Annotated in this window: 19 protein-coding genes and 1 pseudogene; 11 read left to right on the top strand and 9 right to left on the bottom strand. The window is 40.2% G+C overall.

The window, feature by feature from the left end; genetic code table 11:
- Window positions 1-123: 123 nt before the first annotated feature.
- The 3 genes from tnpB to G626_RS16005 are packed head-to-tail and all read right to left on the bottom strand — an operon-like array spanning window position 124 to window position 1,578.
- Complete coding sequence (gene tnpB, locus G626_RS0109040; protein WP_022932463.1) at window positions 124-471, bottom strand: IS66 family insertion sequence element accessory protein TnpB; 348 nt, start codon at window positions 469-471, stop codon at window positions 124-126.
- The gene (tnpA, locus tag G626_RS16010; protein WP_022932462.1) at window positions 468-785 is read right to left on the bottom strand and encodes an IS66 family insertion sequence element accessory protein TnpA; all 318 of its coding nucleotides are present in this window, start codon (window positions 783-785) and stop codon (window positions 468-470) included. The genes tnpB and tnpA overlap by 4 nt, the downstream gene beginning before the upstream one ends.
- A 46-nt stretch (window positions 786-831) precedes the next feature.
- Window positions 832-1,578 (bottom strand): Rpn family recombination-promoting nuclease/putative transposase, encoded by a 747-nt coding sequence (locus G626_RS16005; RefSeq protein ID WP_196800474.1) that lies wholly within the window; start codon window positions 1,576-1,578, stop codon window positions 832-834.
- Between the two features lie 286 nt (window positions 1,579-1,864).
- Here G626_RS16005 and G626_RS18275 point away from each other — a divergent pair, with 286 nt between their 5' ends.
- Window positions 1,865-2,023: a hypothetical protein gene (locus G626_RS18275; RefSeq protein WP_231365111.1), complete on the top strand. Its 159-nt coding sequence runs from the start codon at window positions 1,865-1,867 to the stop codon at window positions 2,021-2,023.
- A 40-nt stretch (window positions 2,024-2,063) separates the two neighbouring features.
- Entirely contained in the window at window positions 2,064-2,603 is a 540-nt protein-coding gene (locus G626_RS0109020) for a hypothetical protein (RefSeq protein ID WP_027727077.1), read from the top strand.
- Between the two features lie 105 nt (window positions 2,604-2,708).
- Here G626_RS0109020 and G626_RS0109015 read toward each other — a convergent pair whose 3' ends face one another.
- Together G626_RS0109015 and G626_RS0109010 are read right to left on the bottom strand one after the other, a co-directional pair.
- Entirely contained in the window at window positions 2,709-3,509 is an 801-nt protein-coding gene (locus tag G626_RS0109015) for a hypothetical protein (RefSeq protein WP_156003274.1), read from the bottom strand.
- 160 nt (window positions 3,510-3,669) lie between these two features.
- The gene (locus G626_RS0109010; RefSeq protein ID WP_022932459.1) at window positions 3,670-4,371 is read right to left on the bottom strand and encodes a hypothetical protein; all 702 of its coding nucleotides are present in this window, start codon (window positions 4,369-4,371) and stop codon (window positions 3,670-3,672) included.
- 130 nt (window positions 4,372-4,501) lie between these two features.
- Between G626_RS0109010 and G626_RS18110 the strand changes: the two genes are divergently transcribed.
- Genes G626_RS18110 through G626_RS0108995 form a run of 3 tightly spaced genes read left to right on the top strand, consistent with a single transcriptional unit; the run spans window position 4,502 to window position 6,178 of the window.
- On the top strand, window positions 4,502-4,714 hold the full coding sequence (locus G626_RS18110) for a hypothetical protein (RefSeq protein WP_022932458.1): 213 nt from the start codon (window positions 4,502-4,504) through the stop codon (window positions 4,712-4,714).
- Between the two features lie 33 nt (window positions 4,715-4,747).
- Window positions 4,748-5,353, top strand: coding sequence for a hypothetical protein (locus tag G626_RS0109000; RefSeq protein WP_022932457.1), 606 nt, complete (start codon window positions 4,748-4,750; stop codon window positions 5,351-5,353).
- 51 nt (window positions 5,354-5,404) lie between these two features.
- Entirely contained in the window at window positions 5,405-6,178 is a 774-nt protein-coding gene (locus G626_RS0108995) for a Cof-type HAD-IIB family hydrolase (RefSeq protein ID WP_022932456.1), read from the top strand.
- A gap of 32 nt (window positions 6,179-6,210) precedes the next feature.
- On the opposite strand, the gene mscL is transcribed toward G626_RS0108995, so the two are convergent.
- Window positions 6,211-6,639, bottom strand: coding sequence for a large-conductance mechanosensitive channel protein MscL (mscL, locus tag G626_RS0108990; protein WP_022932455.1), 429 nt, complete (start codon window positions 6,637-6,639; stop codon window positions 6,211-6,213).
- Between the two features lie 66 nt (window positions 6,640-6,705).
- Window positions 6,706-7,662: pseudogene (locus tag G626_RS17030) on the bottom strand (endo-1,4-beta-xylanase).
- Between the two features lie 469 nt (window positions 7,663-8,131).
- Between G626_RS17030 and G626_RS0108980 the strand changes: the two are divergent.
- From G626_RS0108980 to G626_RS0108965, 4 genes are all read left to right on the top strand, one after another.
- Window positions 8,132-8,785 carry a DUF4867 family protein gene (locus tag G626_RS0108980; protein WP_022932454.1) on the top strand — a complete coding sequence of 218 codons (654 nt, stop codon included), beginning with the start codon at window positions 8,132-8,134 and terminating at the stop codon, window positions 8,783-8,785.
- Window positions 8,786-8,981: 196 nt separating this feature from the next.
- The gene (locus G626_RS0108975; protein ID WP_022932453.1) at window positions 8,982-10,478 is read left to right on the top strand and encodes an L-fucose/L-arabinose isomerase family protein; all 1,497 of its coding nucleotides are present in this window, start codon (window positions 8,982-8,984) and stop codon (window positions 10,476-10,478) included.
- Between the two features lie 285 nt (window positions 10,479-10,763).
- Window positions 10,764-12,251: an OmpA family protein gene (locus G626_RS0108970; RefSeq protein WP_022932452.1), complete on the top strand. Its 1,488-nt coding sequence runs from the start codon at window positions 10,764-10,766 to the stop codon at window positions 12,249-12,251.
- Window positions 12,252-12,271: 20 nt separating this feature from the next.
- Entirely contained in the window at window positions 12,272-17,647 is a 5,376-nt protein-coding gene (locus G626_RS0108965) for a cadherin-like beta sandwich domain-containing protein (RefSeq protein WP_022932451.1), read from the top strand.
- Here G626_RS0108965 and G626_RS0108960 read toward each other — a convergent pair.
- Window positions 17,644-18,609, bottom strand: a complete 966-nt coding sequence (locus tag G626_RS0108960; protein ID WP_022932450.1) for a DUF4097 family beta strand repeat-containing protein — start codon at window positions 18,607-18,609, stop codon at window positions 17,644-17,646. The two genes, G626_RS0108965 and G626_RS0108960, sit on opposite strands and share 4 nt — an antisense overlap.
- 96 nt (window positions 18,610-18,705) lie before the next feature.
- On the opposite strand from G626_RS0108960, the gene G626_RS0108955 reads away from it, so the two are divergent.
- On the top strand, window positions 18,706-19,479 hold the full coding sequence (locus G626_RS0108955) for a TrmH family RNA methyltransferase (protein ID WP_022932449.1): 774 nt from the start codon (window positions 18,706-18,708) through the stop codon (window positions 19,477-19,479).
- Window positions 19,480-19,657: 178 nt separating this feature from the next.
- Window positions 19,658-20,431, top strand: a complete 774-nt coding sequence (locus G626_RS0108950; protein WP_022932448.1) for an SDR family oxidoreductase — start codon at window positions 19,658-19,660, stop codon at window positions 20,429-20,431.
- A gap of 89 nt (window positions 20,432-20,520) precedes the next feature.
- Here the strand turns inward: G626_RS0108950 and G626_RS0108945 are convergent, their stop codons facing one another.
- Entirely contained in the window at window positions 20,521-22,533 is a 2,013-nt protein-coding gene (locus G626_RS0108945; protein WP_022932447.1) for a right-handed parallel beta-helix repeat-containing protein, read from the bottom strand.
- Between the last annotated feature and the right edge of the window lie 93 nt (window positions 22,534-22,626).

Genomic DNA, 22,626 nt, shown 5'->3' with positions numbered 1-22,626 from the left:
GACGGTTCTGTTCTTCAATCAGTCTGAGAGCTTCTGCTAATGTTTCCGGTTTTCCGTCTTTCATATTCTTGATTTTATCACTTTATGAAAAAATCAAAAACCATACAAAAGAATTCTTAACACTTAAAATGGACTGTTGAAGTGGAGCTCTTCATGAGCCCGCCAGAAATCTATTCCGGCAAGCAGCATTTCAAGCTGTTCTGATTTTATTTCCCTGGCAGCCTCTTCTGTATTAGGCCAGGGCCAGGTTGATTTCTCAAGCTTCTTCTGAGCAAGCCAGAATCCGCTCTTGTCCCAGAAGATTACTTTCATAAGCTTGTGAGTTTTATTGCAGAATAGAAATGCTGAGCCGCAAAGAGCATCGAGATTCATTTCGTTTACGATGATTGAGCACAGTCCGGAAACTCCTTTACGCAGATCCGTAGAGCCCGGGCGTACATAGATTCTGGCTTCCTCGAAGTTTACTTTCATATTGCGCTTACCGCTCCGAGGATTTTTTCAAGCACCGGTAGTCCGGCGTTTACCGGGATACTTATTTCAATCCCGTTTTTCTGGATTCGGATTTCCTGACGTCCGTTGAATTTTATTTCCTGAGTTGCTTTTACTTCAACGAAATTCAAATTATCGTCCGCTGGCTTTGTTTCCGGCTGCTTCTTATACAGCCAGTTTCTGAATGTTGCAAGGTTCAAGTTGAACTCTTCCGCGAAAGCTCTTACCGACATGCCGCTCTGTTTGTAAAGTTCTACTAATTCCTGTTTCTCTTCTTTTGTTCTTGATTGTTGCATTTTTTTACACCTCTTTATGAAGTGTAATGCTATATGTTGCTTTTGTTTACGAGGTTAGATTTGACGGATACGGATATTCCTTTTTGAGCATATTGGTTGCAGTCTCTTCAGCCTTGCTCTGACGGCCTTCATTAACCCAATACTGAATTACATTACACATACCGATACCTCCTTCTATACTCTGCTCATTAAAGTTTTCAATTGAACTTACAAAGTCTTTATCATTTTCTGACATTACCCGAAGCAAGTCAAGGATTTCCATTGCATGCTTCAATTTCTTTTTGCTTCCCGTAAATACTTTGTCAGTCCTCTGACATTTCAGAAACTGAACCACTTCCCTGAAATCGCTCTTGAACTTGCTAATCTGTTCGTCTGGCAGCCAGGCCAGTTCGAATACATTTATCTTGTAGTCACTAATGTATGGATCCAGCCCAGATGGAATAGTGATAACTTCTTTCAGCGTACGGTTACGTTTCCAATGCCTCTTTGTGCCGAAGTAAAGCACTAGAGTAATTATAGGATAACACCGTTTTACTGACTTATCAAGCAACTGAGCACGATACGCTGCCCCGTCGTAGCCTATGACACGAAGCGGCATATACTTATCTGTCTTCATCTGATTTTCAAGTCCAATCAGACTAAGCCTGATCTGCCCATTGTTCCAGAATTTGGAAACATCCCGTTCCTGAGAATTAATCTTCTTGCCATCCATTTTGTAATAAGAAAACGGCTGTGCATCTGTCAGCTCATTTTCCTTCACAGTCTCTGCACCATTAAACAGCAGTACATTCATGATATCTGCAAATACATCATTGTAAGACTCCAGCGTCCGCTGAACTTTGTCTTTTTCTGCCAAAGTATCCTCCTTGCCTCCTATAAAAAAACTGCGCCTGGCAGCATAGCCTTCTACATATAAAGTAGACTCACTTTGATCAATTAAGGAAGTTTATTGAAGATTTTTCTAACTTTTTTAGAAGAAAAGTGTCAGAAATGACAAACTTAAGTACATATTATTTGTAGAGAATTCGTATTGCTGCCGGCGGTACTATGCTCAAAACATATTTCAAGAGGTGATTAATATGGGAAAAGAAATGACTACTGTTTTTGATAACATTAAACCTGAAGTGCTTAAAAAAGTAAAATCGCTAAGGCTTATTGACGATGAACTTATGACGGTTGTTTTCAGCGGTAACATTAAAACTACGGAACTGCTTTTGAACAGAAATACAACGGGCTGAAAAAGGAGCCGGTGGACGAAGAATCAGATATCATCAGGCAATGATTGATAGTCACACACTGCAGAAACAAGAGGATACAGAAACATTGCCGAATCTTTATATCATTTTTATTCTTGAGCATGATATATTTGATAAAGGCGAAGCAATGTATCGTGTGATAAAACATCTTGATGTGCAGGATTCAGACGGTAAATATTTGAAATATGAAGATGGATGTAATATAATGTATGTTAATGGTGATTACAGGGGTGATAATCCACTCGGAAAACTTATGCACGATTTTTCAACCCCGAATGCCGACGAAATGTATTATGATGAACTTGCCGAGAAAGTGCGCTATCACAAGCAAGATTCAGAGGGGGTAAAGGTGGTTAGTAAAATAGTTGAAGAATACGGCGATGAACGAGCTGCCGCCGCCTTACAGCAGGGGATTCAGCAAGGCAGCCAGCAGAAGGCTGAGGAAGCAGCGATAAATCTTTTAAAAATGAAAAAACTTTCTCCAGAAGAAATTGCAGATGCACAAGGACTATCACTAAAGAAGGTTCTGGAGCTGCAGGAAAAAGTTTTTGTAAAGGCATAGAGTTTAGCGACTGATTATTTAGTTATATTTATACAATAAAGAAGGGCTGCCCGGTGGACAGCCCTTTGGATTTTTAAATCGTTGGAATTTTATTTTTGTTACTTATTAATTTCTTGTGTATGTATATGGGTCATGACGACTAAAAACTGTATCATAGTAGATGACCTCATATAAGTAGTCGGTTTCTCCGGCTTTGCGGAACTGTAGTTTTTCTACTAGGCCAAACTGGAGGCTTTGTAAATTATTATCTACACAATACTGCTGTAAAACTTGAGAAACATCATAAGTATTGTCTGTTGTTGTAAGGACTTCTAGATTTGGAAACTTTTCGAGGATGGTTAGTTCTGTCAGGTCTGTCTGGCCATTTACCGGAGCCATTGGAGTGAGAGTATAAACATATAAATCAAAAGTCTGTCTTGATTCATATGATTGATTGCTGGATGTGATTGTGTTAAAAGTAAGTGTTTTTATTGTGGTGTCATAGTTTGCTTTCTGGTTTGTTGAAGAAATGTTAAATGTATATTCACCGCTTCCGCCGACGGCTGTGATGGAATGGATTTTATCATACTTTAAGGGTTTATTACTTTTTAAGTCTTCTATCGTAGTATAAAGATATAGACACACAGAATATTCATTATCTGGAACTACTGAACTGAAGATTATGTCATTATTATCTATAAATGTATTTTGAATAAAATAAATATCTTTACTTGAATTTTCTTTGGATATAAATAATTTAAAATAAGGATATCTATTTTTATTATAATCAAGATGAACTTTAATTCCTTCAGATATAGATTCTACACTCATGTACTTACTTGAAGCTTGTTTTATCTTTTCATCTGATTCATCTGAAGAATCTGATGAGTCTTCAGAATCTGCAAACATACTAGGATCTAATTGCATTTGATCACTATCGCTTTTACAGGAAATTAATATAAAAATTACTGATAATAATATAAAAACTGTAAGTGTAATAAAACTTTTATTTTTCAAGGTAATCTCCCAGATTATAAAAAAACGCGAGATATTGCTATCTCGCGTTTTAATTACAAACTAACAGTAATTACTTGCGTACAACTGTAATACCAGAATAAGAGAAGGCAGGAACATATTCAGGTGAATTTGTAACAGGATTACGAACATTTCTACCAATCTTTACAGCTTTCTGCACAGCTGAAGAATCACCTTTGTAGTATTCTGTTGAACCATCAGCCTTCCAGCTGTCTACAAATCTAGTATTGAAAACTTCTGCAGAGAATGTAAATTCATCATCATCAATGTCACCATCGATTGTAACTTCTGCCTGGTTATCTGCACCAGGGTTGAGGAAATATTTGTCACCAACTTTATAAACGTATAAAGTTTCAGTAAAGTTTCTCCAAATCTGTTTTTCAATATTACCAGTAGCTTTTTCTTCTGATGTATACTCCAAATCATAAACAAGCTCAATTGTGTATAAGTCTTTATTACCTTCATACTTCTGTGCATTCTGTCCCTGATAACCTTCAGACCATGAAACAGTAGCATATTTGAAAGTTGCACCAACAGAAGTTGTATAAAGCAGTGCTGCAGCCTTTTTATTTTCCTGCTCTGTATATGATGTTGGCTCATCAATTACAGAAATAGATCCAGCTGTTACATCACAAGTGTAACTGTAATTAGTTTTTTCATCACTCCAAGAGAGATTTACATCTTTAGCTCCACATGATGTGAACATACCAAATGCAAGAAGACCTGCACCCAAAATAGTAATTAATTTTTTCATTTTAACCCTCCTTAAGGTTAGTAAAAAATTTTTTTATTCGATTTAAATGACCGTTTTTTTCGGAATCAGGAATAGTGTAATTGACGCTGAGTGTCTTGTTTTTTTTTCAGAATCTTCTCCATAATTAAATATGGAAAACATATCAATCATTCTTTCAGATCTCGACGGAACCCTCTTCCGCGACGACAAATTCTGGACCTTCAATGATTTTTCTGACTTCCGTGAAACCTGTATGAAGATGTGTATCGAAAGTCTGGATAAAGAAAAGGTGGAAAAGGTGGCATCTGTCAATTGTATGTTTCGTCATTGTGTCATTGCGAGCGTTGCGAAGCAATCTATATAAAACAAATACAATCTGGTATAATTTTTGAAGATTATGAATTTTCGAAAACTCTTTTTATCACTAATCCTCTTCTCTTTATCCATTAATGCTTTTGCCCTTGATTTTTTCTGGGATTTTGGAACTGCTTTTGCTGGTGGTAATGTTGGATATGACGGTACAATTGGATCTGAATTTGAAGCTGATATTCAGGTTCTGGATTTTCGTTTAGAAAGTGATTCAGGTTTTTCGTTTGCATTTTCTCCATGTAATTTCTGGTGCGTACTTAATGAGCCGGAAGAAGAAGATATTCATCTTACAACATTTGGAAATTTTACACTCGCATATGATATTTTCAGATTCAGAAAAAATGTAGAACTCATGCCATATGTATCATCTTATCTTGGAGCTTTTGAAGGATTAGATAAATTCAGAGTTGATTGCGGACTTGTTTTCAATATTTATTCCGACCTTATCTGGCCAAAAGAAATAGCTGATGCCCAGAACAATAACCACCTGCGCGGCGAAATCCTTTCCACAAAAGTTGGACTCCGCCTGAATCAATACAAGCCCCAGATTTTTGCTAGCATAGGTTTTAATGTAATTGCACTTGCAATGATTTTCTTTGGTGATACATCGGAGTTTGAAGAAAAGTATAGATAACATATTTAACTTTACTCTTGTAAATTCTTAAAAACTCCTCCATAATTAAATATGGAAAACATTTCAATCATTCTTTCAGACCTAGACGGAACCCTCTTCCGCAACGACAAATCAATTTCAGATTTTACAAAAGAAACAATAAAACGTGCTCAGGCAAAGGGGCTGCTTTTTGGTATTTGTACATCACGTGCAAAAGTAAATGCGGGAAAATTTCTGGAGGGCATAGAGCCGGATATTCTCATTACAAACGGTGGCGGCATGGTTTATTACATGGAGCAGAAAATCTACAACTGCGAGTTTACAGTTGAAGAAATCCGAAATCTGATTGCGGCCGCCTTTGAAGTTTTTGGAAAGGATGTGATTATTTCTGCTGATAACGAACATGCCCTTTATTCAAATTCCCGCGAGGAGTTGGGCGACAAGTTCTGGACCTACAACGATTTTTCAGATTTCCGCGAACCCTGCATGAAAATGTGTATCGAAAGTCTGGACAAGGAAAAAGTGGAAAAGGTTGCTTCGGTAATCGGACTTGATGAAATAGATTATCTTCCTTTTTCAGATATCCCCTGGTATAAGCTCAGTAAGAAAGGAGCCACAAAAGAAAAGGCTATCACAGAGCTTTGCCGCCATCTGAATATCCCGGCTTCAAAAATCGCCGCCTTTGGCGACGACTTTAATGACATTGGAATGCTCAAGCTTTGCGGGGCAGGCATTGCTATGGAAAATGCTATTGATGAAGTAAAAAAAGCCGCCGCTTCTGTTTGTGCTTCAAACGAAAACGACGGCGTTGCAAAGTGGATTAAAAATAATCTGCTATGTATTTAGCAAATAGATTCCGAAACAAGTTCGGAATGACACTAGAGTGCAGACTTATTCTTCAGTAAATCGCGGATTTCTTCGAGAAGGATCGCTTCGTCGGATTTTACGATTGCAGGTGGCTCTTCCGGCTTTTCAGCTTCCTTCTTTTTGAACTTTTCGAAAATCTGGATTACTACGAAAATACAGAAGGCTACAATCAAAAAGTCTACGACTGTCTGGATGAAGACACCGTATTTGATTTCGGTTTCACCGATTTTGAACATGAGTGAGGCGAAGTCGATTTTTCCCAAAGCAAGGCCGATGAGCGGCATGATGATGTCGTTTACAAGGCTTGTTACGATTTTTCCGAAGGCGCCGCCGATGATTACGCCGACTGCCATATCAATCACGTTTCCGCGTGAAATAAACTTTTTGAATGCGCTTAATTCTTTTGTTGCGGCACTGAGGCCGTCTTTTAAGTTTGCCATATAATTTTACCTCTTGTTTCTATTATATGGCGGATGGCGCAGATTTTAAAGTTTATTTTCTGAAGATTATTTTCCGCAGAGTTTATCAAAGGCTGGCTTAGGCTTTCCTTCTCCGTCGAAGAGGAGAGGGGCGTCTGTGCGGCCTGGAACCGGGAAGCCGTTTTTCCAGCTCATGCGGTCGGTGATGCCCCAGAGAACTACGTCTTTGAGGATGCCGGCGCGGGCTTCTTTTTTGAAACACTCGAAGATTTCGGCGTAACGGTCGGCCTGTTTTTCAAGGAGTTCTGGTGTGTATTCCTTGCGCTCTTCAAAAATGCCCTTGTCCTGCTCGCGGTCTGCATACATAGAAATTTCCATTTCAGTTACGATTACCTTGAGGCCAAGGCTGCCGTAGAGTTCGATTGTTTTTTCGATTTCGCTAACCGGCGGGTATTCGATATTTATGTGCATTTGAAGTCCAACTGTATCTACAGGAACTCCACGTTCCAGCATGCCTTTCAGAAGCTTGTACATTCCTTCGCGCTTGCCGGGAACCATCTCCAGATTATAGTCGTTGATTACCAGGCTTGATTTTGGGAAGGCTTCTTTTGCCCAGAAAAAGGCTTTGTCTACATAATCCGGGCCAAGAATGTCGAACCATTGTGAGCGGTCATCCCCGTCGCGCAATACAAAGTTTTTATCTGATATACACTCATTTACAACGTCTACTGAGCAGATGGCGTCGCGGTAGCGCTCGCCCACGGTGAAGATGTAGTTCTTAAGGCGTTCTTCCAGCACCTCGCGGCTAACCTAGCTGCCGTCCGCATTTTTGAAAATCCAGTCCGGTGACTGATTATGCCATACGAGGGTGTGCCAGCGCATATCCTGGCCGTTTTTCTTTGCAAAGTCGCGGAGGCGGTCGGCTGCCTTAAAATCAAAAAACGGCTTGCCATCCGGGCCCAGGCGGTAAATTGAGTCCATTTTACATTCATTTTCGGCAACTACAAGATTAAACTGATTTGCAGCTAGCTCCTTATCCGGCATGTCGCCTTTTGGAAAAGGTTTTGGCTCAGGAAACTTGAACTCCGGGAATTCTGGAGTAGGCTTGAAGTTCTTTTTGAAGTTTTCATAGCGGGCTTTCATAAAATCATAAAGTCCGGCCTTTTCTTCATCATTCATCAAAAGGATTCCGCTGACAGCAGCACCAACTCTAAAATAATCTTTATAGCTTTCGAATAATTTTTTCATGATTTTGATTATGGTATAAAGCGAGCCTGAATAATAGCGGGGATTATTCTTAATAGTTGTAGAAATCTCTATATGCGGCAACCGGTTGCCTACTACAACGTTTTCGTTTTGCTTTTTGACGATAAATTTTTTGTTTTTCAAAAGATAATTAATGCATTATTTTTTACTTAGTGATAGAATGAAAATGAGCGTTTCTGCGAAATTTTTTTGGCCGTCGGAGCGGTTGAAGAATAAGTAAAACGTTTAATAGGAGTATAAAAAAAGCATGCGTATTAAATCTGTCTTTAGTCACAGTTTTGAAAAGTATGGAAAGGTTCTTACAGGTTATGATGTAACAGACCTTCTCAAGAAACTGGACGAAACTACTAAAAAGCCTGACAATGCCGTAATTTATGAGCCGGGCGATGCAGGATTGGAAGCTCTTCCAATTGCAAAAGAATTCAGCGACAACGCTTACGGCGGAATGCCAATTCAGGTTGGTTACTGCAACGGTAACAACACAAAGCTCAACTGTCTTGAGTGGCACCGTGGTTCTGAGCTCAACATTCCTTCTAATGACATCGTTCTTCTTCTCGCATCTCTTCAGTCTGTAAAAAATGGAAAATTGAACACAAGCGCTGTAGAAGCTTTCTACGTTCCAAAGGGAACTGTTGTTGAAGTTTATGAAACAACTCTTCACTATGCACCATGTAACGCTGTTAAAAATGGCGAAGTTTCTAAGGAAGGTTTCCGCGTAATTATCGTTCTTCCAAAAGATACAAATACAGAAAAGCCTGCTATCAAAGAAATTGACTTTGAAGATAAATTGCTCTGGGCTCGCAACAAGTGGCTCATTGCACATCCGGATTCAAGTGAAGCAAAGCAGGGCGCTTTTGTTGGCTTGAGCGGAATCAATATTGATATCGCGAAGAGCAAGTAAGTTCGCAGGGGGCGTTGTACGTTCGCTATCGCTCACTATTGAGTTTCCTTCGGAAACTCACGGGGAATTTACCGGGGTTTTAGGGGGTAAGCAGCTTGCTGCGTCCCCCTAGGAGAAGGGGTAGCGAGCAACGTAGTGCGAGCGAGGGGGAGACTTCCCCCTTCAATTTGAAAAAATTTTATAGGAGTATAAAAAAATGATTAACAACAAACCAAAAATTAAGATCGGTATTGTGGCTGTTAGCCGCGACTGTTTCCCAGAGTCTCTTGCTGTAAACCGCAGAAAGGCTCTTGTTGCTGCATATACAAAAAAGTATGGTGCAGATGAAATCTACGAATGTCCAATTTGTATCGTAGAATCAGAAATCCACATGTGCCAGGCTTTGGAAGACATTAAGAAGAACGGCTGTAACGCTCTTTGTGTTTACCTTGGTAACTTTGGTCCAGAAATTTCTGAGACTTTGCTTGCTAAGCACTTCGAAGGTCCTAAGATGTTCTGTGCTGCTGCAGAAGAGACTTCTAAGGACGGCGGACTTATCCAGGGTCGTGGTGATGCTTACTGTGGTATGCTCAACGCTTCTTACAACCTCAAACTCCGCAACATCAAGGCTTATATTCCTGAATATCCAGTAGGAACTGCTGAACAGTGTGCAGATATGATTCACGAATTTGCACCAATCGCAAAGGCAGTTTATGCTTTGAATCACCTCAAGATTATTTCTTTCGGACCACGTCCACTCAACTTCCTTGCTTGTAACGCACCTATTAAACAGCTTTACAACATTGGTGTTGAAATTGAAGAGAACTCTGAGCTTGACTTGTTCGAATCATTCAACAAGCACGCTGGCGACGCTCGTATTAAGGAAGTTGCTGCTGATATGGCTAAGGAACTCGGAAACGGAAACAAAAAGCCTGAAGTTCTTGAAAAACTTGCTCAGTATGAAATCACATTGCTCGACTGGGTTGAAGCTCACCGCGGATACCGTGAGTTCGTTGCAATTGCTGGTAAATGTTGGCCTGCATTCCAGACACAGTTCGGATTCGTTCCTTGCTATGTAAACAGCCGTCTCACAAAGATGGGTATTCCTGTATCTTGTGAAGTTGATATCTACGGATGTCTTTCTGAGTTCATCGGTACTGTTGTTTCTAACGATACTGTAACTCTCCTCGACATCAACAACACTGTTCCACAGGATATCTATGATGAAGACATTAAGGGTAAGTACGGTCAGTACACTCTCAAAGATACATTCATGGGCTTCCACTGTGGAAACACAGCTTCTACAAAGCTTTCATTCTGCGAGATGAAGTACCAGCTGATTATGGCTCGTGCTCTTCCAATCGAAGTTACAAACGGAACTCTGGAAGGAGATATCGTTCCAGGTCCTATCACATTCTACCGCTTGCAGTCAACTGCTGATAATATCCTCCGCGCATACATTGCACAGGGTGAAGTTCTCCCAGTTGCTACACGCTCATTCGGTGGTATCGGTATTTTCGCAATCCCAGAAATGGGCCGCTTCTACCGCCACGTACTCATCGAAAAGAACTTCCCACACCACGGTGCCGTTGCATTCGGCCACTTTGGCAAGGAACTCTACGAAGTATTCAAGTACATCGGCGTAGACGTAAGCGAGATTGGATACAACCAGCCTAAGGGAGTTAGATACCCTACTGAGAACCCATGGGCTTAGGTGCCTGAGGAAAACAACGGTGGTTGAGCTTGTCGAAACCACCTTGTTGCAGCATGGCATAAGTGTCATTCCCCGACTTGATCGGGGAATCTTTAGAAAGACTGTCGGGAAACCGGCAGTCTTTTTTATTTCTACGAACTTTCTTATTTTAAATACTTTCAAAAGTCTTGAATTTATTATTTTAATAACTTATATTCGAATGCGCTAAAAAAATTTATTACGGATTTTTTGGCCTCGGATTTTTCGGTTTATCAATCAAATTAATTAAATTATCAGAGTCTCAAAATGGACAAGAAAACAACTCTTGCGTGCCTTGCATGCGTGCTGTTGTCTGGGGCAGTTTTTGCTGAGCCGGACAACGGAAAGTTTCTGCCTTCTGCAGAAATGCTCGTCCCTAACCATGTTTTTCTTGAAGCAGGCGGAGGATTGAATTTTCCTGTAAATTTCTTTAATCAGGGAAGGGTAGCCATGACCAGTTATGGCGGTAATTTTGTTGCCGGTGTGGGTTATAACTTTTCCGGCTGGCTAAATAGTATCACAGTAACCCGCGATATGTGGGACCAGGGAAAGGGCGAATATGCCCTTATGGAGAACTTCAAAAATAATATTATTGAATTCCGTTTAAGAAAAATCATTTCGAAAAAAAGTATTAAATGGTTTCCAAAACATCTCGAAGTTATTCCCGGTCTTGGTATTGGTGTTAATTTTATTACAACTGATTATTATCCTTCGATTCGTGCCAAGGAAGACGGCCGTCTTAACAGCGTGCAGCTGGGAGATAAAAGCGCTAACTGCCTTTTTTATAGAGCAGGATTTGAGTTTGCCTTGAACGGAATTACAGATCTTTTTATTCCTTTTATTGGTGCTGACTATAACGCCTTTTATGATACAAGCATTGGAGGCGGCTTTGCAGGTTTTGCCAGAATATATGCGGGTGTCAGAACTTATCCATTTGGAATTGTAAATGACGTGAAGAGAATAAAGCAGGAACGTTATGAAAAGATGATTGCCTCATGGCCGGAGCCAGCTGCAAAAATCAAAACAGCACTGGAAGATAGTTTTACTCCTGATGACGACGGACTTAACGATATTGCTGTCTTTGATCTTAGTACAGAATATCTTGAGTATGATCCTGAGTCATGGCTTGTTTCTATTTGTGATAAAAAGGGCAAAGAAATCAAACGTATTGAAGGGAAAGGAAAGATTCCGTCTCAGGTTGAATGGGATGGAAAAGCAGAAAGCGGTGAGCTTGTTTTCTCTCGTGATGAATACACTGTTAATTTTACTGTAACGCTTTCTGAAGGCGACCGCGAACGCACAGGCCTTGCAGTGCTTTCTTCTTCTGTTGTAATTAAAACCGGAATTCTTTTTGAAGTAATTATTCCTGATAAGCAGTGGAAGATTATTGTAAACACAATTTACTTTGACCCGGACCGTGCTACCTTTGAAAAGATTTCTGAAGAGCAGAAGCGCGAAAACAAAGAAACTCTTGAAAGCATTACACGACAGATTCTTGAGCATGGAGAAGTTGAAGTACTTGTAGAAGGTTATGCAAATAACGTTTCAAATACAGAACGCGAAAATATTCAGGAGCTTATTCCGCTTTCACGTTTACGTGCTCAGACAATTGTAAATATTCTCAGTGAAAATGGACTCGACCCAGACATTCTTTCTTCTGATGGAAAGGGTGGTTCAAATCCGATTGCAAAATGGGAAGACCGCGAAAACTGGTGGAAAAACCGCCGCGTTGAATTTATTGTAACCAGAAAATAATTTTGGAGAAATAATTTTTTATGACAAGAAAGATAGCAATTTTAGCAAGCCTTATTCTGACATGTTTTTGTTTTAACGGATGTTCAAATCTTTTTGAAAATCTTATTAATGAAGATTTATCTTTTAAAAAGGGAGATGATTCTCTTTTGCCTGTTGCAAGTGCCAGAGATGAAAACGCAGGTATTTCCAGCGGTTTTGTTGTAATCAAAAATTCTGAAAAATATAAAAATCAGATTTCCTATACTCCGGATCAGAAAATTTATTTTGTAGGAAGCGTCCCTTCTGGATACTCTGACTATAGCATAAATTATCAGAACGGAACTAAGACATCTCTTCTTGGAAAGGATGATCCTGTTGAACTCAGGTGTTTCCCGAATGATTCAAATGCAAAGGTTGTCTGGAATCTTATTCAGACCTGGAAATACACTCCTCAGGAAGAAGTTCGCACGACAAGAGATTCTGATGGAAATGAAGTAACTTACCGTGGAATAAAAGCGCAGAAGGCAGAAAAACTTGGAGATGCGATTTCTGTAAATTATAAAATTGAAAGTAAGAGTGGCGCTTCTGTTTTGACTTCTGACCTTCCTTATGGAGTTACTGTAGCAACCTGTACTGTTATTGCAGATGATGAAGCTTATCAGACTGAATACAAAATCATTCTTACAAAGGAGTATATTACAACTCTTGCAGACTCAAGCCCAGATGCAGATGCTAACAATACTACAGACCATGGCCTTGTTGTAATTAAGGCAAGTGATCCTGGAAGAAACGCAATTAATTACAGCAGTACAACTTATGAATATGAGGTTGGTGATTCCAGCGGAAGAGATACTTCTCTGGATTTAACTGGTCGTGATGATCCTTTAGTATTCAAATGTTTTATGCTTGATGAGAATGCAGAGCTGACATGGAAGGCTGTACAGACAAAAGAATATCAGCCTGTCTGGGATTCTGATAATCACGGAATTATTTCGCAGACTCTGAAGGCGCTGGAAAGACCTCTTGCTTTTGATTTTGTTGATTATGCAGATATTCATGAAGGAACAGGAACATTCATGCAGTTCCTGTCAGAAAAGAAAAATGAAGTAAAAGCAAATCTTCCTTATGGTGTAACAGAAGTTTATGTAACAATTACTGCTTACAACACGGATTCGTCAGGTAAGCTTCTTCCTAATGTTACTCAGTATAAAATTACACTTACAAAGCGATATATCATTACTGCTGCAGCCGGCAATTCTGTGGGAGTAAATGAGAATGGTCTTGCAGTTTATGCAAATGGAAAAAATGGTAATCTGATTAACTATAAACCTGCAGTTCTGGATTATTCAATTGAAAATCTTTCGGGAGCAAATGATCCTGTAAAAATTGATTTCCGCCCGGAAGAGCCTTTGTTTACAGAAGTGACCTGGACAGCTGTACAGACTCATTCTTATGAGCCGAAGATTTATTCTGTTTCGAACGGAAGTGTGACTTACACTTACCAGAGTGGCGGAGAATTTATAGAGCTTTTGAATCCGGTTAATCTTCTTGCTTCAGATGAAAGCAGCGGGCCTCTTGTAGTTTCTGAAGAAGGTGATTTATTTTTCTGCCAGGGAAATCTTCCTTATGGAATAACCCTTGTTACTGTAAATGTAAAGTCTCAGGATGATAAGAATTCTGCAACTACTTATAAAATTACTCTGAGGAAAAAACAGGTTTCGACAAATGTAAATATTGTGAGTTCAACCGGCGAAGAAATGAGTACCGTAACAGACCGCGGACTTGTTGTGCTTGGAGCTCAGAATAAAAGTCTGAACAGAATCTCTTTCAATCCTTCAAAATATGTGTATACAGTAGGAGATATTCAGAAAGAAGATAATGATATGAGCTTCCGTTGTTATCTTGCGGATACAGATGCGAATATCACCTGGACTCTTACACAGACAAAATCCTTTGCACCGGTAAAGTCTGTATATGAAAAAGAGATTTGGGATTCCATGCTTGGAAAAACAGAAAAGGTAAGCTATGAATACATGAGCGGGCAGACTGAGACAGCTTGTAATATCCCACTAACTTTTGAAACTACAGCAGAACTTTTTGCAAATGAAATAAAGGCTGAAATTCCTTATGGAGTTACAGAGGCTGTTGCAAAAATTTCTTCAGAAAACGAGACTACAAGTGTTTATAAAATTATCCTGCGTCGAGATATCTGTGCTAAGCCGGTCAGTGAAAGTGAGTTTGCAAAGAATCTTGAAAAGGGCATTGGAGAGGGAAATTATTCACAGCTTAAAGAGCTTAATATAAGTATTGCAAATGAAAATGGCAATTCTTCTTCGACAGCAAAACTTGAACCGAAATTTAGTCCTTCTAAAACAACTTATACTCTGATTGTAGATGAAGAAGCCGATTCCATTCAGATTGCTGCAAGTGCTGCAGATGAAAATGCAACAATTTCTAATCCGGCAGTAGTTACAAAATACGGTGATGTTCCTGCTGTGAATGGAATGAATATTAATCTTGTTGGTGGAACTACACGTATTACATTTACGGTAAAAGATGAAACCGGTATCAGCAGAACCTATACAATTTATGTTGAAAAACCGGAAGATGGAGATACAAGTTTAAGTTCTCTTACTTATACTCCGGGAGCTGGTTTTGAAAACGGTGTAAAAGGTTTTGTTTTTGATGACAGCTTTAAGGGAGAGGAAAAAGAAAAGTTAACCGATGCTGCTACATATAAAATGACTCTTAGTGCAGACAGCCGTATAGATGTTCGTGAGCTTGTATTTACTGCCGTACCAAATAACAAACGAACGGTAGTAAGTTATGGAATTTCAGATTCAATTTGTGATATGCCGGCAAACTGGAGCGAAGGTTTCAAAAAGAACTCTGTAAATTGTTGTACGGTGGACATTGGAGATGGGGACGTTGAAGAGTTGAATAAAGTTTTATGGATTAAAACTGTAAGCGATGAGTATTATCATCTTACAGCAGATAAAAAATCTTATGAAGAAGATAAGCGTGCAGATACAACATATCATACAGTTTTGCTGACAAAGGCGGGAAATAAAAATCAGAATCTTACAGCTCTCGTAATTCGTGTGATAAATGAAGATGAAAAGCCGGAAAATGAACTGAGATATACCTCACAAGAACTTGTTGCTTATAAAGCACCAGATAACAATCTGATTAATGTTTCAACTTATGCAGATAAGATAGAGTTCTATTTCCGTCCTCTGGATAAGGATGCAGAAGTTACATACTCGGCTGTAAATACGGTGACAGATGTTGAAAGCGCCAACATTGCTTTTGAAGGCTATTCAACAGGAAAAGGGCTTCAGAAGATAGATGGTTTATGCGAGGTTCTTGCGGATAACTCTTCAGAATATTATGAACTAACAATAGGTAGTATAGAAAAAGGTATAGAAAAAGAAACAAAAAAAGATCTTCCTCGAGGAAGAACTCAGGTAAAAATCCTCGGAAAAACTTATACCTTTGTAAAGCCAGACTACAAAGATGTAAGTTACGATATTGGCTTTGGAAAGGGTGACGTTAAGTGGGATAGATATATTTATCTGACTGAGAATGAGAAAGATCTGAAATTGACTATCAATACAAAGCAGCAGAATCAGGAAATTTCTATCGGGTCTTGTAAGCATACTAAAGATTCTTTAGGAAACGCAGTTACAGACACTTACCCTGCAGAAAGCGATGTTACACCTTTTAAGCAGACTTCAGGTCTTCCAACAGAATGGATAGCTGAAATAAGAAATATTCCTGCAGGAACTACAGAGCTTGTAGTTCATGTCGAGAATAAAAAAGAAAAAGCTGATATTACATATTATATTATCCGCGCAGAAAATACGGATACCCGTCTTAAGGATCTGACTTTTGGAAATATATCGCTTAAGAAGTTTACAGAAGACTGGAATGCCGGTATGAAAAAAGACTCTTACGTTTATGAAATTGAAAAGCCTTTTGGGGTAGATGCCGGAGAAAAAACTCTTAAGGTAGAAACTGTAAATCCAGAGGCAAAAGTCAAAATCGAAAGAGCACATCATGCGCTAACAACCGTAAAATCTTATAACGTTGAAGGCTGGTCTAACCCCCTGACTGAAGTTAAACCAGAAAGCAAAGATACTCGTTCTTATATAGACAATTTTACAGAAGACAACGCCGACGAAAACACAGGTTCAATTCTGTATAAGATTTCTGTTTCGACAGAAAACCCGGAAGTTTTAACACATACATATTATCTCATTATTCATATAGAAGCAGATACAACAGCTAAGTTGAATGCTCTCAGTATTATTCAGGAAGGAAAAGAGGATAACAGAACAATTCTTGCAAACTCTTTTGAGCCAGAAACTGAATCCCCGGAATTATACGCAAGTCTCAATTATACTGGTAATATTGTAATCAAGCCTACGGTATATCCTAAGGCTAAAATTACAGCTGTTAGTATCAAATGTGATGATCAGGAATTTTCTGAATATATTAATAATGATAATAAAATTATCACAATTCCATATGATGACTACATAAATAAACAGGGCAAAACTTATAATATCAGTTATACAGTCAGAGCTCAGTCTCCGGCCGTGACACCTGTTGTTTATACAGTGGCTCTTATAATTCCTGAATATAAGGTAATTACAGAAACTGAGACAAAAGAAATAATTACAGAAAAGACCTTCATAATGCCAGATGGAGTTAGCTCTGGTCTTGCCTATAGATTCGGCTCCCTCATTTCTGATAACACAAGTGCAAAGGGCTTCTTTGGTGGAATTGATATTATTGGAACTTCTGATGGAAGTACCTGGTATGAAAGCAGTTTTGGCGGAAGTGGTTTCCAGTTTGTTCTGAATATTGATGGAAGAGATTACTGGGTAAAATTAAATGCAGAAGGTAAGCTTGAGACACTCTTCACTTATTACGGAAAGGAAGAACCACAGGAAGCTGTAAAGCCGGAAGGCCTTAATCTTACAGTTATTCCAAAGTTTGTATCAGATAATGAAGCTAACTATCTGGAACTTAACTTAAAAGTTGACAAAGGTAATCTGAATAACGTAAAACTTGGTGCTGCAATTGATACCCTTATTGGAGAAATCCATGAAGCAAATGTAGCTGCAAATGACAGTGTAACAGTAAAAGAAACAAACAACGGCTTTACAATGCTGAGCAGCAAATACTCTTTCTCTGTTATTTTGAAAAATGCCAATGCTGTTACAGATGTAAATGGTTTGTGGTTCGGCTCTTATAATGGTGGAAAATATCTGCAAGAGGTATTTAATACTACAAAAAAGAGCGGACTTAAGGCAGGTCAGGACAGTGCCGCAAGTTTCTGGTGGAAGCTGGAAGACGGCACTGACTCAGTAACTAAGACAATACGTATTTCAATGGACAAAGTGAATTAGTATTCCAGTGTAATATCTCCGGAGGTGGTTCGAACTTTTATTGTTGAACCACCGCCGTTGTAGTCCATGCGGTAATTATCGCGGGGGTTCATGCGGTTGTTGTTGAACTTGTCGCGGAAGGTGCCGGAAGAGCAGGAAACGTCTACAGAAAATTTTGCGCGCATAGGCAGGTAGAGTTCTACGTCGCCGCTTGTACATTCTACAGATGAGGTGGCTGCCGGAGCACTTTCCAGTTCCAGAGAAATACCGCCGCTTGTATTTTTTGCGTCAAAGTAATCGCAATCCAGTTTTTTTACCGAGATGGTTCCGCTTGTAGAATTGAATTCTGCGTATTCACTTGCAAAATCACTTGCTTTAATATCACCGCTGGTTGAATTAAGACTGCCTGTTCCTCCTGTAAATTTTCTGATTGAGATATCTCCGCTGGATGTGTTTACTTTAAGTTCATCTGCATCAACATTAAAAAGTTCAATATCTCCACTGCTTGCAGATATTTTGATTGTATCAGCAAAAAGGCCACCGGTTGATTCAATTTCTCCACTGGAAGCTGATATTTGGATTTCATTTTTTGCAGAAAGAGGACGTTCAATTTCTATCTCTCCGCTTGAGGTTTTTATAGAAATTTCGTCAAAATCTTTTTTTTGTGGAACATAAACAATTACTGTGCAGGTAAGGCCTGTTGGATCCTGGAAAAAGCTTAAACCTTTTCTTACTGAATCGATATAAAGAGTAGAACCGGAAACAGAAACTTCCGGGGCATGTTTTTTGTAGTTACAGTAAATTTCAACTTCTATGCTTGTAGTGTCATAGGTTTCTTTTACCTGTAGTTCTTCTGAAGACAGATCAAAGGCTAAAGAGTCAATTGCAGTTGCTCCAAACTGTTCCTTTTTTAAGAGATTTGGAAGGGCAAAGAGTCCTGCTGAAAGCGAAGCAATAAGCATTGCGGTAATTATTTTTTTCATTATCATACCTCTTTATATTGTAACACCTGGTGGGGTGGAAATTGTTCCTTTGTTTTTAATATATCAATTTTGTATTTATTTGTGTATATTTAGATTATGAAGAATAAGAAAAATAATGAGCTTGCAGTTTGTGGTTTTGCGACTGTAAAAAAGCTCGAAAAAAATCATCCGGAGAAGATTACCCGCCTTTATTTTACGGAAGAGGTGGCGCCGAAATTTGGTGGACTCTGTAAGAAGCTGGCCAAGGTTCATGGCATTTACAATCAGAAACCGGCTGCAGACCTTGAGAAATTAAGCGGCACAGTACATCATCAGGGTGTTGTTGCTATGATAGAAGCGCCTCAGATTGAGCCTCTGGATTCTGATATTACTGACGGCTGGATTGAACGCGGCGAGAACGCTGTGCTTTTAGACCGGATAGGTAATGCTAACAACTTTGGTGCAATTGTGCGAAGTGCAGCTTTTTTCGGAATTAAAAATATTGTGATTCCACTGGATGAAGCACAGAGCTCTATTACTACCAGCAGCTATCGCGTGGCAGAGGGCGGAATGGAGTACGTGAATATTTATAGCGTTCAGTCCAGTGCAAGACTGCTGGAAGCCCTTGCAGGAAAAATGCTTAGGGTTGGAACTGATTTAAGTGCAAAAAAATCTGTAGACTTTTTGAGTACAGCTGCTGCCCGTAAAAAACCGGCTCTTATTGTGCTTGGAAATGAGGAGCATGGAATCAGTGAAGTTGTCCGAAAAAACTGTGACGAGCTGGTGATTATTCCCTGGGGTGGCATGAAAGACGGTGCGGCAGAAAGTCTTGTAGACAGCCTTAATGTTGCCCAGGCGGCTTCGGTGATTTTTTACGAACTTACAAAATAGCCGGGGCGTTGCGGGGGTGGCGAACTCCCGCTGGGTGGGTAGCCGAAAACGCCGCAGGCGGTTGAGGCGCAGGGCGGGGCTCCGCCCTCCTTTGTTAATTGCAACTAACTATCCATTAAACGATAAATCTGCTATAATCTGAATTGTAAAAGTATTAAAAAATAAATGGAGTATTTTTATGAAAAATTATTTTGATTTAACAGGTCAGGTTGCTGTTGTAACCGGCTGTTCTACAGGTCTTGGTGTTCAGATGGCTAAGGCTCTTGCTAATCAGGGTGCAAAGATTGTTGCTATTGCACGTCGTAAGGAATTGATTGATGCTGTTGCTAAAGAAATTGCAGATACATACAAGGTTGAGGCTATTGGCATTCAGTGTGATATTACAGATACTGACCGCGTAAATGCTGTAATCGACGAAATTATGGCAAAGTTCGGCCGCATCGACATTCTTATCAACAATGCCGGAACCGGTGCTGTGGCTCCTGCCGAAGACATTACAGACGACCAGTTCTACAACGAAATCAATATTGATATGTTCGGTTCTTTCCGCATGGCCCGCGCTATTGCAAAGAAGGCTATGATTCCTGCTAAATATGGCCGCATTATCAACATTGCTTCTATGTACGGTATGGTTGGAAATAAGGTTGCGCCATGTTCACCTTATCACGCAGCTAAGGGTGGTGTAGTAAACATGACTCGTGGTCTTGCAAGTGAATGGGGAAAATACAATATCAATGTAAATGCAATCTGCCCGGGCTATTTCTACAGCCCTCTTACAAAGGAAACTCTTGATTCAGATTTCTTCCAGCAGAACGCTCAGACTATGATTCCTCTCAGCCGTTACGGCAACGAGGGAGAGCTCGATACTGCAGCTCTCTTCCTCGCAAGCCCGGCTTCAAGCTACGTAACTGGCGTTATTCTGCCAGTTGACGGCGGTTATACTGCGATGTAGAACAAGGTGGTTTCGATACGGCCTCCGGCCTACTCAACCACCGATGGTTGAGTGTCCGCGGAGCGGACGTATCGAAACCATATATTAAATTAGAACAACGATTCTTTTATTTCATCTGCACTTGCAAACGGTCCGGCCATCGGCTTTTTGCCTCTCTTTTTTCCAAAGAAATCAGTATCAAAAATAATCGGACTTCCGTCAGGATTTTCGTAAGCCTGTTCCGGCTCAAAGGCTGGAGCAATATCTTCGGTACGCATCAGCTTGCAGCTTGTTTTTACTAAATCAAAAACATTTGTTTTAAGCCAGATTTTTCCGCCCTTTTCTTCGTAGCCGATTGTAACCGGACTGGCACTGTCTACATAGGCATCTTTTTCTTTTCTCATTGGCTTTGCACCGTTGAAGTAAAGGTTTCCGCCAGCCCAAACCGGAAGCTCGCTATAATAACGATCGGTAGTTGCAGAACCCATTCCGCAGTAGCCCTTAAACTGGGTATCCCATTCTTCAAAAGTAGGGTAGTTGTTATAAGGCACTGTACCTGCAACAAAGTTTGAATCATCCCAATCGTTGAAAGCATTTTCCTGCATGCGGGCTGCAAACTCCGCGCAGATTTCCTGCTGAATGAAGATATTGTTGTAGAACTTACAGTCGCCGTGAAGAATTGTCATAAAACCTGCAACCTCTGTTCGGTGATGCATGTGGTAAGGAGTGTAGCGTGGAGAAGAACGATGTGGCGCACCATTGTTACAGCCGCGGCCAACTGCAGTAAAGCTTCCGGCAATAATATTGTGAACACAGGCCACCCCCTGAGTTGCAAGCTTGAGGGCGCGAGGGGAAAGGAAGATGTTGTTATCAACTAGAGTTGGTCCGTGTGAAACTTCAATAAACAAATCCTCTGCAACTTCGGCAACAATGTTCTTTCCCGGGCGGCGCGGCGGGCAGTTGTCGTGGAAGAAGTTCTGGGTAACGCGGGTTCCCTGTGCCTGCCAGTCCAGCCAGATTCCGCGGGTACAGTGGTGAATGTGATTTCTGCGGTAAATGCAGTCGATTGCGGCATGCATTTTAATTCCACCAATTTCTGCACCTGCAAGATTCTGCTTGTTATTGATGTGGTGAATATGATTATCTTCAATCAGAGAGAAAACGCCTCCAAGGTGACCTACAATACCTGTCTGGCCGCAGTCGTGAATATTACAGCGGCGCACAATGTGTGAACCGATATTTTCCTTTGACCAGCCTTCAACCTGGGCCTGACAGATACAGTCGCGCTCAGTCTGAGTTCCGTCCTTGTATTTTGTCTTGAGCCATTTGTTGTCGTTGTTAGGCTGCTTGTATTTTCCAAGAGAGATTCCAGAGCATTTTGATTCATAAACTTCGCAGTCTTCGATAATCCAGCCCTTTGACCAGTGAGGACCAATCATTCCTTCCTGGTAGGCTGTTGGAGGGGCCCACTGAGTTGCAGCCTGAGAAACAGTAAAGCCGCTCAGGGTAATGTAACCAACGCCTTCTTTCTGAGGGTAGAAGCAGTTACGGCGAACAGAAATTTCTACATTTTCCTTGTCAGGGTCTTTCCCCAGGAAATTTGCGTAAAAGACAGTTTCATCAGTTTTCTTGTCCTGTTCTGCAAACCATTTGTAGCGGGAAGCTTGGGTGTCCCAGGCCGCATCACTTGCTTCAGCCTTTTTTACTTCATCCAGGCTCTGAACTTCATAAAGAGATTTTCCATTCAAATAAACGTCGCCGGTATGTGCAATAAAATATGCAATAAACCAGTCGCCGCTAACCAGGGTTTTGTATGGATTATATTTGCCAAAAATTGAGTTTGGAACGCGGGCAGTGTAAACGGTACCCTCAACTTTTTTCCAGCCTGTAAGTGGTTCGGCACCTGTAATGTGGGCTGCAAGAGGCTTTGCAGAGCGGTAAACAACAGGGGCACCTTCTTTTCCTGCATGCTTTGGATTTACATTTTCGCGGTAAATTCCAGGTGCTACAATTACTTCATCACCTGCTGCAGCAATATCAGCCGCCATCTGAATTTTATTAAAAGGCTTTTTTTCAGAGCCGTCTCCGCCAGCCGCAGCTGCCGCATTTACATAATATTTCATAAAATCTCCTATTTTGGATTGCAAGGCACTTGTTACCCGCAATTATAGTTAATAATATGGTACAACAAATATCAGAAAAGTGTATAAAAGAAA

The sequence above is a fragment of the Treponema bryantii NK4A124 genome (genome assembly GCF_000421345.1).
In the GTDB taxonomy this organism is placed as follows: Bacteria; Spirochaetota; Spirochaetia; order Treponematales; family Treponemataceae; genus Treponema_D; species Treponema_D bryantii_B.
This window is presented reverse-complemented; position numbering and strand designations above follow the sequence as displayed.

Excerpts from the sequence above, each read along its gene's own strand:
- tnpB (WP_022932463.1), bottom strand. The coding sequence starts at position 471 with ATGAAAGTAAACTTCGAGGAAGCCAGAATCTATGTACGCCCGGGCTCT.
- tnpA (WP_022932462.1), bottom strand. The coding sequence starts at position 785 with ATGCAACAATCAAGAACAAAAGAAGAGAAACAGGAATTAGTAGAACTT.
- G626_RS16005 (WP_196800474.1), bottom strand. The coding sequence starts at position 1,578 with ATGAATGTACTGCTGTTTAATGGTGCAGAGACTGTGAAGGAAAATGAG.
- G626_RS18275 (WP_231365111.1), top strand. The coding sequence starts at position 1,865 with ATGGGAAAAGAAATGACTACTGTTTTTGATAACATTAAACCTGAAGTG.
- G626_RS0109020 (WP_027727077.1), top strand. The coding sequence starts at position 2,064 with ATGATTGATAGTCACACACTGCAGAAACAAGAGGATACAGAAACATTG.
- G626_RS0109015 (WP_156003274.1), bottom strand. The coding sequence starts at position 3,509 with ATGCAATTAGATCCTAGTATGTTTGCAGATTCTGAAGACTCATCAGAT.
- G626_RS0109010 (WP_022932459.1), bottom strand. The coding sequence starts at position 4,371 with ATGAAAAAATTAATTACTATTTTGGGTGCAGGTCTTCTTGCATTTGGT.
- G626_RS18110 (WP_022932458.1), top strand. The coding sequence starts at position 4,502 with ATGGAAAACATATCAATCATTCTTTCAGATCTCGACGGAACCCTCTTC.
- G626_RS0109000 (WP_022932457.1), top strand. The coding sequence starts at position 4,748 with ATGAATTTTCGAAAACTCTTTTTATCACTAATCCTCTTCTCTTTATCC.
- G626_RS0108995 (WP_022932456.1), top strand. The coding sequence starts at position 5,405 with ATGGAAAACATTTCAATCATTCTTTCAGACCTAGACGGAACCCTCTTC.
- mscL (WP_022932455.1), bottom strand. The coding sequence starts at position 6,639 with ATGGCAAACTTAAAAGACGGCCTCAGTGCCGCAACAAAAGAATTAAGC.
- G626_RS0108980 (WP_022932454.1), top strand. The coding sequence starts at position 8,132 with ATGCGTATTAAATCTGTCTTTAGTCACAGTTTTGAAAAGTATGGAAAG.
- G626_RS0108975 (WP_022932453.1), top strand. The coding sequence starts at position 8,982 with ATGATTAACAACAAACCAAAAATTAAGATCGGTATTGTGGCTGTTAGC.
- G626_RS0108970 (WP_022932452.1), top strand. The coding sequence starts at position 10,764 with ATGGACAAGAAAACAACTCTTGCGTGCCTTGCATGCGTGCTGTTGTCT.
- G626_RS0108965 (WP_022932451.1), top strand. The coding sequence starts at position 12,272 with ATGACAAGAAAGATAGCAATTTTAGCAAGCCTTATTCTGACATGTTTT.
- G626_RS0108960 (WP_022932450.1), bottom strand. The coding sequence starts at position 18,609 with ATGAAAAAAATAATTACCGCAATGCTTATTGCTTCGCTTTCAGCAGGA.
- G626_RS0108955 (WP_022932449.1), top strand. The coding sequence starts at position 18,706 with ATGAAGAATAAGAAAAATAATGAGCTTGCAGTTTGTGGTTTTGCGACT.
- G626_RS0108950 (WP_022932448.1), top strand. The coding sequence starts at position 19,658 with ATGAAAAATTATTTTGATTTAACAGGTCAGGTTGCTGTTGTAACCGGC.
- G626_RS0108945 (WP_022932447.1), bottom strand. The coding sequence starts at position 22,533 with ATGAAATATTATGTAAATGCGGCAGCTGCGGCTGGCGGAGACGGCTCT.